This window comes from Actinosynnema sp. NPDC023794 (assembly GCF_040639675.1).
Taxonomy (GTDB): domain Bacteria; phylum Actinomycetota; class Actinomycetes; order Mycobacteriales; family Pseudonocardiaceae; genus Actinosynnema; species Actinosynnema luteola.
This window is the reverse complement of record NZ_JBFAFR010000012.1, coordinates 65,345-80,627: the sequence shown is the minus strand read 5'-3', so window position 1 is coordinate 80,627 and position 15,283 is coordinate 65,345. Positions and strand designations below refer to the sequence as shown.

Here is a 15,283-nt window from a genome sequence, read left to right as displayed (position 1 = left end):
CGGAGGTGATCGCCGTGTCGAATTTCTCCGCCGGTAGCGTTCGTCCGAACGCCGCGGAGCCCGATTCCGAGATCGGTGACTCGCTGCTGCGCCTGGCCAGGCACTTCCAGCGGGGCGAGACCTCCGCGGACGGGCGCACGTTGCACCAGATCGGTGGACGCGGCGCCGACGTGTTCTACCGGGACCGGTGGGCCTACGACAAGGTGGTGCGCTCCACCCACGGGGTGAACTGCACCGGCTCCTGCTCGTGGAAGGTCTACGTCAAGGACGGCGTGATCACCTGGGAGTCCCAGCAGACCGACTACCCGTCGATCGGGCCGGACAAGCCGGAGTACGAGCCGCGCGGCTGTCCCCGCGGCGCGTCCTTCTCCTGGTACACCTACTCCCCCGCCCGGGTGCGCTACCCGTACGTGCGCGGCGTGCTGCTGGAGTACTACCGCGAGGCGAAGGAACGGCTGAAGGACCCGGTGCTCGCCTGGGCCGACATCGTCGAGGACCCGGAGAAGTCCCGCCGGTACAAGGCCGCCCGCGGCATGGGCGGCTTCGTGCGCGCCGAGTGGTGGGAGGCCGCCGAGATGGTCGCCGCCGCGCACGTGCACACGATCAAGCGCTACGGCCCGGACCGGGTCGCGGGCTTCTCGCCGATCCCGGCGATGTCCATGGTCAGCCACGCGGCCGGCGCCCGGTTCGTCTCGCTGATCGGCGGCTCGATGCTGAGCTTCTACGACTGGTACGCCGACCTGCCGGTGGCGAGCCCGCAGGTGTTCGGCGACCAGACCGACGTGCCGGAGTCGGCGGACTGGTTCGACGCCGGTTACCTGATCATGTGGGGCTCGAACGTCCCGGTCACCCGCACCCCCGACGCGCACTACATGACCGAGGCGCGCTACCGGGGCCAGAAGGTCGTCGTGGTGTCCCCGGACTACGCCGACAACACCAAGTTCGCCGACGAGTGGCTGCCCGCCCGCCCGGGCACCGACGCGGCGCTCGCCATGGCGATGGGGCACGTGATCCTGCGGGAGTTCTTCGTCGAGAAGACCACCCCGTACTTCACCGACTACGTCAAGCGCTACACCGACCTGCCGTTCCTGGTCACGTTGACCGAATCCGACGACGGCTACGTGCCGGGGAAGTTCCTCACCGCCGCGGACCTCGGCGACACCGGTGAGGGAGCGGAGTCCAAGACCGTGCTGCTGGACGCGCACGGCGAGCCGGTGGTCCCGCCCGGGTCGCTCGGGCACCGGTTCACCGACTCCGGGCAGGGCAAGTGGAACCTCGACCTCGGCGACGTCGACCCGCTGCTGTCCGCGCGCGGCGGCGACCCGGTCACCGTGGCGCTGCCGCGGTTCGACACCAGCGAGCCGGGCGTGCTGCACCGGGGCGTGCCGACGCGGATCGTCGCGGGTCGGCGGGTGACCACGGTGTTCGACCTGCTGCTCGCCCAGTACGGCGTGCGCCGCGACGACCTGCCCGGCGAGTGGCCCACCGGCTACGACGACGCCACCCAGCCCTACACCCCCGCGTGGCAGGAAGCGATCACCGGGGTGCCCGCCGCCGCGGCCGAGCGGATCGGCCGGGAGTTCGCCGACAACGCCGAGCGCTCCAAGGGCCGGTCCATGATCCTCATGGGCGCGGGCACCAACCACTGGTTCCACTCCGACCAGATCTACCGCTCGTTCCTGGCGCTGACCATGCTCACCGGCTGCCAGGGCGTCAACGGCGGCGGGTGGGCGCACTACGTCGGCCAGGAGAAGTGCCGCCCGATCACCGGGTGGTCCACCCTGGCGTTCGGGCTGGACTGGCAGCGCCCGCCCCGGCAGATGCAGGGCACGATCTTCTGGTACCTGGCCACCGACCAGTGGCGCTACGACCCGTTCACCTCGGACGTGATGTCGTCACCGCTGGGCACCGGGCGCTTCGCCGGTCGCACCGCGGCCGACAACATCGCGCTCGCGTCCCGCCTGGGGTGGATGCCGAGCTACCCGACGTTCAACCGCAACCCGCTGGACCTGGCCGACGAGGCGGAGCGGCTGGGCAAACCCGCCGCGGACCACGTGGTGGACGGGCTCAAGTCCGGGCACCTGCGGTTCGCCTGCGAGGACCCGGACGCGCCGGAGAACTTCCCGCGCGTGCTCACCGTGTGGCGGGCGAACCTGCTCGGCTCGTCGGCCAAGGGCAACGAGTACTTCCTCAAGCACCTGCTCGGCACCGACACCAACCTGCGCGCCAAGGACTCCGACGGGGTGCGCCCGCAGGAGGTGACCTGGCGCGACGAGGCGCCGGTCGGCAAGCTGGACCTGCTGCTGTCGCTGGACTTCCGGATGACGTCGACGACGCTGTTCTCGGACGTCGTGCTGCCCGCGGCGACCTGGTACGAGAAGCACGACCTGTCCTCCACCGACATGCACCCCTACGTGCACGCCTTCTCGCCCGCGATCTCCCCGCCGTGGGAGACCAAGACCGACTTCGAGGCGTTCCACCGCATCGCCCGCGGGTTCTCCTGGCTGGCCGAGAAGCACCTGGGCAAGCGCAAGGACATCGTGGCCGTCCCGCTCACCCACGACACCGCCGACGCCACCGCGCAGCCGGGCGGTCGGGTGCTGGACTGGAAGAACGGCGAGTGCGAGCCGATCCCCGGCAAGACCATGCCGAGGCTGGTCGTCGTGGAGCGCGACTACCCGGCGGTCGGCGAGAAGATGGCCGCCCTCGGACCGCTGGTCGAGCAGGTCGGGCTGACCACCAAGGGCGTCACCACCCACCCGGACGAGGAGGTCGAGTACCTCAAGGGCGCCAACGGGACGGTCCCGTCCGGTGTCGCGGCGGGACGGCCGTCGCTGGCCAAGGACACCCACGCCGCGGAGGCGATCCTGGCCTTGTCCGGCACGACCAACGGCCGCCTGGCCACGGAGGGTTTCCGCGCCCTGGAACGCCGGACCGGCACCCGGCTGGCCGACCTGGCCGCGGAGAGCGAGGGCAAGCGGATCACCTTCCCCGACACCCAGGCCCGGCCGGTGCCGGTGATCACCTCGCCGGAGTGGTCGGGCAGCGAGACCGGCGGCCGGCGGTACTCCCCGTTCACGATCAACACCGAGCGGCTCAAGCCCTGGCACACGCTCACCGGGCGCCAGCACTTCTTCCTCGACCACGACTGGATGTTCGAGCTCGGCGAGCAGCTGCCGGTCTTCCGGCCGCCGCTGGACATGACGGCGCTGTTCGACGAACCGGCCGTCGGCGCGCTGAACGGCGGCGTGACCGTGCGCTACCTGACCCCGCACTCGAAGTGGTCGATCCACTCGGCGTACCAGGACAACCTGCACATGCTCACGCTGTCCCGGGGTGGGCAGGCGATCTGGATGTCGGACCGGGACGCCGCGAAGATCGGGGTCGAGGACAACGACTGGATCGAAGCGGTCAACCGGAACGGGATCGTGGTCGCCCGCGCGATCGTGTCCCACCGGATGCCCGAGGGCACGGTGTTCATGTACCACGCGCAGGACAAGGCCGTCGGCGTGCCGCGGACCGAGGCGACCGGCAAGCGCGGCGGCATCCACAACGCGCTGACCCGGTTGATGGTCAAGCCGTCGCACCTCATCGGCGGCTACGCACAGCAGTCCTTCGCGCTCAACTACCACGGTCCCACGGGCAACCAGCGGGACGAGGTCACGACCATTCGCCGCCGGAGCCAGGAGGTGCAGTACTGATGCGCGTGATGGCACAGCTCGCCATGGTGATGAACCTGGACAAGTGCATCGGCTGCCACACGTGCAGCGTCACCTGCAAGCAGGCGTGGACCAATCGCGGCGGTGTGGAGTACGCGTGGTTCAACAACGTCGAGACGCGGCCCGGGCAGGGCTACCCGCGCCAGTACCAGGACCAGGACAAGTGGAAGGGCGGCTGGGCGCTGAACAAGCGCGGCAAGCTGACCCTGCGCACCGGCTCGCGGCTCAAGCGACTGCTGAACATCTTCGCCAACCCGGACATGCCCACGGTGGCGGACTACTACGAGCCGTGGACCTACGACTACCAGAACCTGCTGTCCGCGCCGCCGTCGGACACCACACCCACCGCCAAGCCGAAGTCGTCGATCACCGGCGAGGACACGAAGGTGACGTGGGGCGCCAACTGGGACGACGACCTGGGCGGCGGGCCGGCGCAGATCGGCAAGGACCCGTTGCTGGGCAAGCTCTCCGAGCAGGTCAAGCTCGAGTTCGAGCAGACGTTCATGTTCTACCTCCCCCGCATCTGCGAGCACTGCCTCAACCCGTCCTGCGCGGCGTCCTGCCCGTCCGGCGCGATCTACAAGCGCGCCGAGGACGGCATCGTGCTGGTGGACCAGGACAAGTGCCGCGGCTGGCGGCAGTGCGTCACGGGCTGCCCGTACAAGAAGATCTACTTCAACCACAAGACGGGCAAGGCGGAGAAGTGCACGTTCTGCTACCCGCGGGTCGAGGTGGGCATCCCGACGGTGTGCTCCGAGACGTGCGTCGGCAGGCTGCGCTACATCGGCGTGCTGCTCTACGACGCGGACAAGGTCGGCGAGGCGGCGTCGGTCAAGGACGACAAGGACCTCTACCCCGCGCAGCTCGACGTCTTCCTCAACCCGCACGACCCGCGCGTGGTCGCCGAGGCCGAGCGGGCGGGCATCTCCGGCGAGTGGATCGAGGCCGCGCAGAACTCGCCGGTGTACCGGTTGATCGTCGACTACCAGCTCGCGCTGCCGCTGCACCCGGAGTACCGCACCATGCCCATGGTCTGGTACGTGCCGCCGCTGTCGCCCGTGGTCGACGTGCTGTCGGAGACCGGCCACGACGGCGAGGCGGTGGGCAACCTGTTCGGCGCCATCGACGCGCTGCGCATCCCGGTGGAGTACCTGGCCGAGCTGTTCACCGCCGGTGACGTGGGACCGGTCCGGGCCTCGTTGCAGCGGCTGGCCGCGATGCGCGCGCACATGCGCAAGGTCAACCTCGGCGAGGACGTGGACGACTCGATCGCCGCGTCGGTGCGGCTGGCGCCCGGCGAGATCGAGTCCATGTACCGCCTGCTCGCCATCGCCAAGTACGAGGACCGCTACGTGATCCCCGGCGGCGCGGGGTCGGACGCGCACCGGCTGGAGGCCCTGACCACCGGGTGCAGCCTGGACGGCGACGGCGGTCCCGGCATGACCGCGTTCGAGGTGATGGCGGAGAAGTTCCAGCTGACCGACACCAACGGCGCGGCACCGGCCGACAAGGCCAAGCGCATCAACCTGCTCGACTGGGACGGCGTCGACACCAAGGGACTGTTCCCCGCCGGGGGCAACGGCAACGGCGCCACCACCGCGCACGAACCAGAGGCCATCGCATGAGCGTGCTGCGCAAGCGGGACAAGAAGGTCGCGGAGGCGCCGGACCGGGAGAGCCGGCTGGTGTGGCGGATCGCCGCGCTCCTGATCGACTACCCGGCCGAGGCGATGGCGCGCCTGCTGCCCGAGCTGCGCGCGGCGGCCGGGTCGCTGCCGGCGCCCGCCGGACCCGCGCTGGTGTCCTTCATCGACCACGCGGCGTCCTCGACGGGCAGCGCGTTGGCGCAGCACTACGTCGAGACCTTCGACCTGCGCAAGCGCAACTGCCTGCACCTGTCGTACTACGCGTACGGCGACACCCGGAAGCGCGGCATGGCGCTGCTGCGGTTCAAGCACGCCTACCGCGCGGCCGGTGTCGAGCTGGGCGAGCACGAGCTGCCCGATCACCTGGCGGTCGTGCTCGAGTTCGCCGCGACCGCCGATCCCACCGCCGGGCGGCGGCTGCTGGTGGAGCACCGCCCGGTGCTGGAGATGATCCGGCTCTCGCTCGCCGACGGCGGGTCGCCGTACCTGGCCGTGCTGGACGCGGTGTGCGCCACGCTGCCGGAGATCAGCGCCGCGGACCTCCGCAAGATCGCGACGCTGGCCGCGGAAGGGCCGCCCGAGGAAGACGTGGGGTTGGAGCCGTTCGCGATGGACCCCGCGCTGCACGCCGAAGCGGGAGGACGACGATGAGCACGTTGCTGTGGCTGGCCCTGCCGTACATCGCGCTGACCTCGTTCCTGGTCGGGCACGTCTGGCGGTACCGGCACGACCAGTTCGGCTGGACGACCCGGTCCTCGCAGATGCACGAGAGCAGGCTCCTGCGCCTGGGCAGTCCGCTGTTCCACTTCGGGCTGCTCGCCGTGATCGGCGGCCACGTGCTGGGCCTGCTGGTCCCGAAGAGCTGGACCGAGTTCGTCGGGATCACCGAGGGCATGTACCACCTCGTCTCCGTGACGGCCGGGACGCTGGCGGGCGTGGCCACCGTGGCGGGCGTGGCGATCCTGCTGTACCGCCGCTTCACGGTGTCCGCGGTGCGCCAGGCCACCACGCTGGGCGACAAGGTCATGTACGCGTTCCTCGCGGCGGCGATCGTCACCGGGATGTTCAACACCGTGGGCGAGAACCTGATCGGCGGCGGCTACGACTACCGGTCCTCCGTGTCCGTGTGGTTCCGAGGCCTGTTCACGTTCTCCGCGCGGCCGGAGCTGATGGCGGGCACGCCGCTCAGCTTCCAGGTGCACAACGTGACCGTGCTCGTGCTGCTGGGCATCTGGCCGTACACCCGCCTGGTGCACGTGTTCAGCGCGCCGGTCGGCTACCTCGTGCGGCCGTACGTCGTGTACCGCAGCCGTGATCCACAACGACCCGACGCCAACCGCTACGCCCGCGCCTGGGGTGACCAGCACGAGTAGGAGCGGTCAGCCGGAACCGGCCGAGTCGGCCCCACCTGCCGTGACGCGGGTGGGGCCGACTTCGCCGTGCCCGACCGGCGCGCCGGACGAGATCGCCGACGTGCCGGCCCAGGCCGTGCACGGGCCTCCCGCCCCCGCTTGAGACTTCGTCTTCCTGTCGGCAAGGCCACAGGCCCGCACGGCGAAATCCCGGTGCGGCGGGTCCGGGCCTTGTCCTACCCTGGTGGACGTGATGCAGCAACTGTTCTTCCTCTGAGGGACGACGCCTCCACCGGTACCGCGGTCCGCGCTACCGGACTTCGTCCTTCCTGCTCATCACCCTCATCGGAGGCAGTCCCTTCATGTCGTCCCAGCTCACGCCCGCGCTCGTGCGCGCGGCGCACGTCCGCGCGTCCGACGTGCACCTCTCCATCGGCGGACGGCCCGTGCTCGCCGGGGTCGACCTCGTCGCCGCCGCCGGTGACCGGGTCGCCGTGGTCGGCGAGAACGGCCGCGGCAAGACTTCCCTGCTCCGGGTGCTCGCCGGAGACCTGCCCGCCGACCGCGGCGAAGTGCGCCGCGCGGGCTCGATCGGCGTCGCCGACCAGCAGCTCCCGCTCGGCCCCGCCGACACCGTCGGCGACCTGATCGACCTCGAACTGGCCGCCGTGCGCGACGTCCTGGCCCGCCTGGAGCGCGCCACCGACGCGCTCGCCGACAGCCGTCCGGGCGCGGACGACGCCTACGCCGCCGCGCTCGCCGAGGCCGAGGCGCTCGACGCGTGGGACGCCGACCGGCGGGTCGAGGTCTCGCTGGCCGCGTTGAACGCCGCGAGCGACCGCACCCGACCGCTCGGCACGCTGTCGGTCGGCCAGCGCCACCGCGTGCGGCTCGCGTGCCTGCTCGGCGCCGGGCACGCCGTGCTGCTGCTGGACGAGCCGACCAACCACCTCGACGCCGGCGGGCTCGACCACCTCACCGAACGGCTGCGCGCACACCCGGGTGTGGTCGTGCTGGTCAGCCACGACCGGGCGCTGCTCGCCGACGTGGCCACGACGGTGATCGACCTCGACCCGTCCAGCGACGGCCGGCCGCGGGTGTACGGCGGCGGCTACACCGCCTACGTCGACGCCCGCCGGGCCGAGCGGGCCCGGTGGGAGGCGCTGCACGACGAGCAGGTCGCCGAGCGGCAGCGCCTGGCCGACGACTTGTCCGCGGCGCAGAACCGGCTGCGCGACAACTGGCGTCCCGCCAAGGGGCACGGCAAGCACAGCCGCGCGACCCGCGCGCCCGGCCTCGTGCGCGCCGTGCACCGACGACAGGAGGAGCTGAGCGCGCACGTGGTGGAGGTCCCGCCGCCGCCGACCCGGTTCGCCATGCCGGAGCTGCCCGAGCACCGCGGCGCGACCCCGCTGCGGGCGGACGGCGTCACCGTGGCCGGGAGGCTCGCCCGCCCGGTCGACCTGGCGTTGGACTCGGGCGACCGGCTCGTGGTCACCGGGCCCAACGGCGCGGGCAAGTCGACGTTGCTGTCCGTGCTGGCAGGAGACCTGGAGCCGACCACGGGAACGGTCACCCGCGCCCGGGCGGCGCGGATCGGGCGGTTGGGCCAGGAGTCCGACCCGCACGGTCGGCGCACGGCGGCGGAGCTGTACGACGAGCAGCTGGCGCGGTCGGGCGTGACGGGGCCGGGTCTGGGCGAGTTGGGCCTGCTCGAAGGCTACGACCGGCGTCGGCCGGTGGACGAGCTGTCGGTCGGCGCACGGCGGCGGCTCGACCTGGCGCTGGTGCTGGCGGCCCGTCCGCACGTGGTGCTGCTGGACGAGCCGACCAACCACCTGTCGGCCGCGCTGGTCGACGAGCTGACCGCCGCGCTCGGCTCCACCCCGGCCGCGGTGGTGATCGCCACGCACGACCGGCAACTGCTGCGCGACACGGAACCGTGGCCACGGCTGGCTCTGTGATCTGCCCCGGGGGACGGCTCCGGCTGCGGGCAACCGCGGCCGGAGCCGTGGTCGTGACTCACCTGTCACGACGTCACCGCGGAACGAAACGGTCAGACGACCCTCCACAGTGGAATTCTCGCGTTGATCGACGACTTCTCCGGCGGGTACCCGTTCCGGGATCCGGAAGGCGAACCGGATCCTCGACATCAGCTTCGCGGCTACAAGGTCGCCGAGGACGAAGCAGCACCCGCCGCGAGTCCGAACGATTCCGAATCGCGGCGTCACCGGGCAGCGGCTACTACAACAGGGTGGTGGCCACCCACACCGGGATGCGCGCCGCGATCGGCAACAACTCGACGAGCGCGGGCGCGGGCCTGATCCAGTACAGGTGCGACGACAGTTGCACACCTAACGACGGCGGAGCACGGCGTCCAGCGACCAGCGGCCCGGTCCCACGACGAGCAGGAACCCCAGGCCGAGCAGCATCGCCCAGTCGGTGCGCGACTCGTGCGCCATGTCCCACAGGCCGTCCGCCTTGGGCTTGTCGGCCGAGCCGCCCCACAGGATGGGCACCTTCGTCAGCGCCAGCGCCAACACCATGGTGACCAGCATCGGCAGCGCGGCCAGACGGGTGAGCAGACCGACCAGCAACAGCGCCCCGCACGTCGTTTCCGCGACGGCGGACAACGGGCCGAAGAACTCCGAAGCCGGGATCCCGATCTTCGCGAACCGCCCCGCGGCCTGCTCATCCGGGTACAGGAACTTGCCGATGCCCTCGGACAAGAACACCGCACCGACCGCCAGCCGGATCAGGATCACCGCGGCAGGCCCGTCCGCCTTCAACCACACGGCCTTCCGGTTCACGGGCGTTCACCCCCACGCGATCCATCGGTCGCTCCGCTCGACTGACGTCCGCGAGGTCGGCCGGCGATGTCGGATCACGGTACCAGCACGATGCCGTGCCGCCGGGGTGTTCCTCGGCGGCTCCGGGCTGCGATCGCGGGCTGCCGGCGCGATCGTGGTGCGGTGAGTGCGGAGGACCCCGATGTCGCGGTCGAGGTCCGGGAGGGCCACGCGCGCGAGGCGCTCGAACACCTGCGCGCCCGGGTCCGCGGAGCGCCGGCCGACCACCCGGGGAACTGGACCTATCACGCGTCGGACGGTGATCCGGTGCGGCTGCTGGTCACCGTGGCCGAGGAGCAGGACGCCCTGGTGGTCGTGGTCGGGACGCACCGGCACCGGTCGCTGACGGCGACCCTGCTCGACCGGGTGAAGCCGGTTGACCAATCACGAGTTGTTCTATAAGAATTAGAACATGCTCTTCCGGGTCGACCCCACCAGCAGCACCCCGCTGGGAGACCAGATCGCCGCCTGCGTCCGGAACGCCCTGATCAGCGCCACCCTGAGCCCGGGCGAGCGGCTGCCGCCCGCCCGGGAGCTCGCGTCCTCGCTCGGGGTGAACATGCACACCGTGCTGCGGGCCTACGCGACCCTGCGGGACGAAGGGCTGATCGAGCTGCGGCGCGGACGTGGCGCGGTCGTCACCTCGGCGGCGACGGGTGAACGGGCACGACTGGCCGACGCGGTGCGCGAGGTCGCGGCGGCGGCCCGGCGAATCGGCATGGGCGCCGACGAGGTCGTCGTCCTGATCAGGAAGGCGTTCGCGTGAACCAGGTGCTGCGGTGGCTGACCGGCCTCGTCCTCCTGCCCGGCACGGTGCTGGGCGCCACCGCCGTGGTGGTGTCGGGCTGGGTCGGCAGACTGCCCGAGCGGATCCCCAACAAGGGCGGGGCCGGCAGGCCGGTGCTCACCACGCTGGCCACCGAGCCCTTGATCACCGTCGGGCTGGGTGTGATCACCGGGCTGTGGCTGCTGGGGGTGGTGGTGTTCTTCCTGGCCCGGCTGCTGCCCGCCCCGGCCGTGCACTGGGCGCGCACCGTGGCGCAGCTCGTGGTGGCGGTGCTGGTCACCGCGTTGAGCGGCGCCCTGCTCCTCGTCCTGGCCCCGGCCCTGGACGCGCGGAGCCCCGAGGAAGTGCGGGCGCCGTCTACGCCTCTCGTCATCGGGCTGCCGGTGGCGGTGCTGGCGGTCGGCGCGCTCGCCTTCTGGTTGGCCGGGCGGCGTTCCTCCGGACTGCCCGCGGCCGGTTCGCCGCCCGCGGACGTCGTCCGGTTGCCGCTGGCCGACGGGGAGCGGGTGTTGTGGAGCGAACAGCGCGTGCTGCGCTTGGCGGTGTGGGCCGCCGCCGCGCAAGCGCTGATCGGGGTCGTCATGGCGGTGGTGTTCGGGCTGTGGCTGGGCGGCGGGTTCGCGGCGGTCGGTCTGGTCGCGGTGCTCACCGCCGTGGTGACGCTGGCGGGCAGCCGGTACCGGCTGGCGGTGGACGAACACGCGGTGCGCGTGGCCATCGGGCTGTTCCGGCGCGAGTTCCCCCTGACCGCCGTCGAGCACGCCACGAGTTCCTCGCTGTCCACCGAGGACTGGCTGGCGGCCGGGGTGCTCCACGGCTACGGCACCATGATGGCGCCCGCCCCGGGCCCGGCCGTGCGACTGGTGTTCGCCGACGGCAGCAGGTTCACCGTGGGCTGCGAGGACGCCGACACCCTGGCCGCGCTGATCAACGGCCTGCGTCACCGCCGGCACCCGGCCTAGCCTCGCCTCGCGACCGTGTGACACCTGCCAACGCACCGTTCGCGGAAGACCACGGCCGCGGGTCTCCGGGCCCGCCGATAGGTTCCTCCGATGAACGAGCGACTGCCCGGTGGCGGCATCGAGCTGTCGCCCGCCGAGATCGACGCCCTCGACGCGAGGTGGTCGTCCAGCTGGACCCCGGACGCCGTCGCGCGGCGCCTGGCCGGGATCGCCACGCCCTGGTGCGTGGCCGCGGGCTGGGCGCTGGACCTGTTCCTCGGCGTCCGGACGCGGGCGCACGGGGACATCGAGATCGCGATCCCGGCCGCCGCCTTCCCCGAGGTGCGCGCCCGCTTCCCCGGCTACGCCTTCGACGCGGTGCGCAGCGGCCGGATCTGGGAGGACGCCACACCGGACGTGCTGGCCGCCACGCACCAGACCTGGCTGCGCGATCCGGCCACCGGCGACTACCTGCTCGACGTGTTCCGGGAACCGCACGACGGCGACACCTGGATCTGCCGCCGCGACGAGGCGATCCGGCTCCCCTACCGCGACGTCATCCTCCACACCCGCGACGGCATCCCGTACCTGGCGCCCGAACTCGTCCTGTTGTTCAAGGCCGAGCACGCTCGAGTGAAGGACCAGGCGGACTTCGACAACACCGTCCCGCACCTGTCCCCGGCTCAGCGCCGGACGCTCGCCGGTCTCCTCGCCCGCGTGCACCCCGGACATCCTTGGCTCGCCCACCTCCAGCCCCTCACGGGGTAGGGCCGACCTGGACGAGGTGGCCGGCCCGCAGGTGGTCGGGAGTCCACCGGACCGCTCCCCCGGTCGCCGGCCGGGTGGTCGACGCGGTCGTGCCGCGACTGCTCCGTCTCCGAGCCCTCGATGGTGATCAAGTCGCCCAGTTGGCGCTTCTGCTCGAACGAGCACCGGCGGCACCGGTCCCGGTGACCGCGACTCGGCCCGGTCACGCGGCGGCGCGGGTGGCCGGTCGGCTCGCTCCCCAGGGCGACTCGACGCTGCCGGGGCCGGCGGTGGACGCCCTGTCCTCGTTCTCCAGTCAGGGACCCACGCGCATCGGCGTGCAGAAGCCGGACGTCGTCGCGCCCGGCCAGGTCGTGACAGCGGCCTTGTCGGCGGGTTCGGACATGGCGACGTCGCCCCGGTTGGCGGCGCGGCGACACCCGTCGGGGAAGTACGTCACCATCCAGGACACCAGCATGGCGACGCCCTTCGTCGCGGGGGTCGTGGCCCTGATGCTGCAACGGGAACCGAGGTTGACCCCGGAGGAAGTCCAGCAACGCCTGCGCATCACCGCTCGTCGGGACGCCACGACGGGTCCGGTGTGGAACCCCCGCTACGGCTGGGGGAAGCTGGACGCCGAGGCCCTCTTCCGCTCCTGACCCACACCTCCCGGCGACGTGCGAGCACCGCGGTCGGCCCATCACCCCGGCGATCGACTAAACTCATCGCACGTTGAATTGAAGGGGTGCCATGAACTTCGCCAGGCTGCTCGTCGCCCACGGCATCGTCACGCTGGCCGCCGGGATCGTCCTGATCGCCGCGCCCGCCGCCATTCCGGCCGCGGTCGACGTCCAGGTGCCAGGCGGCGCGTTCCTGGTCCCGCACATGCTGGGTTCGGCGGAGATCGCGATCGCGGTCCTCTCGTTCGGCGCCAGTCGGCTCGCCGACCCCCGGGCGCTGCGACTGGTCGCCGTCACCTTGATCGTGTTCCACCTGACGACGGCGGCCGTCGAGGCGTACGCGTTCTTCCAGGACCGGGCCGCCGCCGGGGTGTGGATCAACGTCGGCGTGCGCCTGGCCGTCTCGGCGCTCCTCGGGTACTACGCCACGCGCGCGGTCCCCGCCCATCACCGCGGGACCGCTTCCGCGTGGTGAGCCCACCCGGTCACGGTGGGGCGCCGGGGACTGCGCATCCCGCCATCCGGTCGTCGCCGAGGTTGTGGCGGAAACCTGCCAAGTGGCCGGGTAGTGCCTGGTCAGGGCGCAGACCGGCCGGCCGGCGACGTCGTGCCGGACCGCCCTCGGCGTAGCGGGATGTCGACATCCGGGTGGGGAACACGGATACGATCAAGTCAGGTGGGCCGAGTCCGGTGCCGACCCGTCGCCGCCGCGGGCTCAGGGGGCGTCGAAGAGCGGTTTCGTGGGGGTGGCGTGAGACAGCCGAAGGCGCTCGTGGTCCGTGGCGGGTGGGAAGGTCACCGGCCGGTCGAGGCGACCGGGTTGTTCATCCCGTTCCTCGAGCGCGGCGGTTACGCCGTGCGGGTCGAGGAGTCGACCGAGGTGTACGCCGACGCCGCCGAGATGGCCGACACCGACCTGGTCGTGCAGTGCGTGACGATGTCGGAGATCACCGGCGACGAGCTGGCCGGGCTGCGTGCGGCGGTCGAGGCGGGCACCGGCTTCACCGGCTGGCACGGTGGCATCGCGGACTCGTTCCGCGCCTCGTCGGACTACCTGCACCTGGTGGGTGGCCAGTTCGCGACGCACCCCGGCAAGCAGCGGTCCGAGCGCACGGGCGGGCCGGAGGACAACTTCCTGCCGCACACCGTGAACATCACCGCGCTCGGCCGCGAGCACCCGATCACCGCGGGCATCGAGGACTTCGAGCTGGTCACCGAGCAGTACTGGGTGCTGCACGACGACCTGATCGACGTGCTGGCCACCACGACCCACCCGGCCCCGGCGTGGCAACCGTGGCACCGCCCGGTCACCTGCCCGGCGATCTGGACCCGCCGGTGGGGCGCCGGCCGGATCGTGGTCACGACCCCGGGACACAGCCTGGACGTCCTGGAGCACCCCGGCGTCCGCACCGTCATCGAGAGGGGGATGCTGTGGGCGACCCGCACCGCGTCGGCATCGTAGGTCTCGGGGTCATCTCCCGCGCCTACCTGAACACGCTCGGCGCCCACCCCGCGGTGCGCATCACCGCGGTCGCCGACCTCGACGCCGGCCGGTCGGCCGCGGTCGCCGCCGAGCTCCCGGGCGCCGAAGCGGTCAGCGTCGAGGACCTGCTCGACGGATCGGACGTCGACACGGTGCTCAACCTCACCACTCCCGCGGCCCACGCCGGGATCGCGCTGCGCGCCATCGACGCGGGCAAGAACGTGTTCGGCGAGAAGCCCCTCGCCGTGACGTTCGCGGACGGCCGGACGATCGTCGACCGGGCCGCGGCGGCCGGCGTCCGGGTGGGTTGCGCCCCCGACACCGTGCTCGGCACGGGCACGCAGACCGCGCGCGCGGCGATCGACCGCGGGCTCATCGGACGCCCGCTGTCCGCGTCGGCCGTGATGGTCACGCCGGGGCACGAGCGCTGGCACCCCAACCCCGACTTCTACTACACCGCGGGCGGCGGTCCCCTGCTGGACATGGGGCCGTACTACATCTCCGCGCTGGTCCACCTGCTCGGCCCGGTGCGCGCGGTGATCGGCGCGGCGGGTCGCCTGCGCGACGAGCGCGTCATCGGGTCCGGCCCCCGGACGGGTCAGCGGATACCGGTCGAGGTCGCCAGCCACGTCTCCGGCGTGCTCGAACACGTCGGCGGCGCGCTCTCCACCATCACGACGAGCTTCGACGGCGTGACCACCACCGCCGTGCCGATCGAGGTGCACGGCGAGACCGGCACCCTCGCGGTCCCGGACCCCAACCACTTCGACGGCGTGACACGGCTGTTCCCGCTGGGCGGCACCGACTGGGAGGCGCTGCCCCCGAGCGCGGGCTACGCCGGAGCGGGCCGCGGCATCGGCCTGCTCGACCTCGTGACGGCCGGTGGACACCGACTCCCGCGCGCGGGCGGGGACCTCGCGTTGCACGTGCTCGAAACGATGACCGCCGTGCTGCGCGCCGCGGAAGAAGGACGGAGGATCGACCTGACGACCACGGTCGAGCGACCGGCACCGGTTCCGCTCACGCCCGCGGAGGAGTGGTCCCTCAACCGCTGACGGGCGGGTCACCGGGTCCGTTGTG

14 protein-coding genes are annotated in these 15,283 nt (G+C 72.0%); 13 read left to right on the top strand and 1 reads right to left on the bottom strand.

What is annotated here, in order from left to right; all coding sequences use genetic code 11:
• Window positions 1-71: 71 nt before the first annotated feature.
• From AB0H12_RS24280 to AB0H12_RS24260, 5 genes are all read left to right on the top strand, one after another.
• Window positions 72-3,701 carry a nitrate reductase subunit alpha gene (locus AB0H12_RS24280; RefSeq protein WP_499625682.1) on the top strand — a complete coding sequence of 1,210 codons (3,630 nt, stop codon included), beginning with the start codon at window positions 72-74 and terminating at the stop codon, window positions 3,699-3,701.
• Window positions 3,701-5,344 carry a nitrate reductase subunit beta gene (gene narH / locus AB0H12_RS24275; protein WP_499625492.1) on the top strand — a complete coding sequence of 548 codons (1,644 nt, stop codon included), beginning with the start codon at window positions 3,701-3,703 and terminating at the stop codon, window positions 5,342-5,344. Before AB0H12_RS24280 ends, narH begins: the two co-directional genes overlap by 1 nt.
• On the top strand, window positions 5,341-6,015 hold the full coding sequence (narJ, locus tag AB0H12_RS24270) for a nitrate reductase molybdenum cofactor assembly chaperone (RefSeq protein WP_499625490.1): 675 nt from the start codon (window positions 5,341-5,343) through the stop codon (window positions 6,013-6,015). Before narH ends, narJ begins: the two co-directional genes overlap by 4 nt.
• Window positions 6,012-6,737 (top strand): respiratory nitrate reductase subunit gamma, encoded by a 726-nt coding sequence (narI, locus tag AB0H12_RS24265; RefSeq protein ID WP_499625488.1) that lies wholly within the window; start codon window positions 6,012-6,014, stop codon window positions 6,735-6,737. The genes narJ and narI overlap by 4 nt, the downstream gene beginning before the upstream one ends.
• Window positions 6,738-7,078: 341 nt before the next feature.
• Entirely contained in the window at window positions 7,079-8,680 is a 1,602-nt protein-coding gene (locus tag AB0H12_RS24260; RefSeq protein WP_499625487.1) for an ABC-F family ATP-binding cassette domain-containing protein, read from the top strand.
• Window positions 8,681-9,070: 390 nt separating this feature from the next.
• Here AB0H12_RS24260 and AB0H12_RS24255 read toward each other — a convergent pair whose 3' ends face one another.
• Window positions 9,071-9,526, bottom strand: a complete 456-nt coding sequence (locus AB0H12_RS24255; protein WP_499625485.1) for a DoxX family protein — start codon at window positions 9,524-9,526, stop codon at window positions 9,071-9,073.
• Between the two features lie 162 nt (window positions 9,527-9,688).
• Between AB0H12_RS24255 and AB0H12_RS24250 the strand changes: the two genes are divergently transcribed.
• From AB0H12_RS24250 to AB0H12_RS24215, 8 genes are all read left to right on the top strand, one after another.
• Window positions 9,689-9,967 (top strand): universal stress protein, encoded by a 279-nt coding sequence (locus AB0H12_RS24250; protein ID WP_499625484.1) that lies wholly within the window; start codon window positions 9,689-9,691, stop codon window positions 9,965-9,967.
• 10 nt (window positions 9,968-9,977) lie between these two features.
• On the top strand, window positions 9,978-10,331 hold the full coding sequence (locus tag AB0H12_RS24245) for a GntR family transcriptional regulator (RefSeq protein ID WP_499625482.1): 354 nt from the start codon (window positions 9,978-9,980) through the stop codon (window positions 10,329-10,331).
• A complete protein-coding gene (locus tag AB0H12_RS24240; protein WP_499625480.1) occupies window positions 10,328-11,314 on the top strand; it encodes a hypothetical protein in 987 nt (328 codons plus the stop codon). Before AB0H12_RS24245 ends, AB0H12_RS24240 begins: the two co-directional genes overlap by 4 nt.
• A 90-nt stretch (window positions 11,315-11,404) precedes the next feature.
• A complete protein-coding gene (locus AB0H12_RS24235) occupies window positions 11,405-12,061 on the top strand; it encodes a nucleotidyltransferase domain-containing protein (protein WP_499625479.1) in 657 nt (218 codons plus the stop codon).
• A 182-nt stretch (window positions 12,062-12,243) separates the two neighbouring features.
• Complete coding sequence (locus AB0H12_RS24230; protein ID WP_499625477.1) at window positions 12,244-12,699, top strand: S8 family serine peptidase; 456 nt, start codon at window positions 12,244-12,246, stop codon at window positions 12,697-12,699.
• A gap of 91 nt (window positions 12,700-12,790) precedes the next feature.
• On the top strand, window positions 12,791-13,195 hold the full coding sequence (locus AB0H12_RS24225; protein WP_499625476.1) for a hypothetical protein: 405 nt from the start codon (window positions 12,791-12,793) through the stop codon (window positions 13,193-13,195).
• A gap of 276 nt (window positions 13,196-13,471) precedes the next feature.
• Window positions 13,472-14,182 (top strand): ThuA domain-containing protein, encoded by a 711-nt coding sequence (locus tag AB0H12_RS24220; protein ID WP_499625475.1) that lies wholly within the window; start codon window positions 13,472-13,474, stop codon window positions 14,180-14,182.
• Window positions 14,152-15,258, top strand: a complete 1,107-nt coding sequence (locus AB0H12_RS24215; protein WP_499625474.1) for a Gfo/Idh/MocA family protein — start codon at window positions 14,152-14,154, stop codon at window positions 15,256-15,258. The genes AB0H12_RS24220 and AB0H12_RS24215 overlap by 31 nt, the downstream gene beginning before the upstream one ends.
• The last annotated feature ends 25 nt before the right edge of the window (window positions 15,259-15,283 follow it).

Coding starts and splice junctions, on each gene's coding strand:
- narH (WP_499625492.1), top strand. CDS start 3,701: ATGCGCGTGATGGCACAGCTCGCCATGGTGATGAACCTGGACAAGTGC.
- narJ (WP_499625490.1), top strand. CDS start 5,341: ATGAGCGTGCTGCGCAAGCGGGACAAGAAGGTCGCGGAGGCGCCGGAC.
- narI (WP_499625488.1), top strand. CDS start 6,012: ATGAGCACGTTGCTGTGGCTGGCCCTGCCGTACATCGCGCTGACCTCG.
- AB0H12_RS24260 (WP_499625487.1), top strand. CDS start 7,079: ATGTCGTCCCAGCTCACGCCCGCGCTCGTGCGCGCGGCGCACGTCCGC.
- AB0H12_RS24245 (WP_499625482.1), top strand. CDS start 9,978: ATGCTCTTCCGGGTCGACCCCACCAGCAGCACCCCGCTGGGAGACCAG.
- AB0H12_RS24235 (WP_499625479.1), top strand. CDS start 11,405: ATGAACGAGCGACTGCCCGGTGGCGGCATCGAGCTGTCGCCCGCCGAG.
- AB0H12_RS24225 (WP_499625476.1), top strand. CDS start 12,791: ATGAACTTCGCCAGGCTGCTCGTCGCCCACGGCATCGTCACGCTGGCC.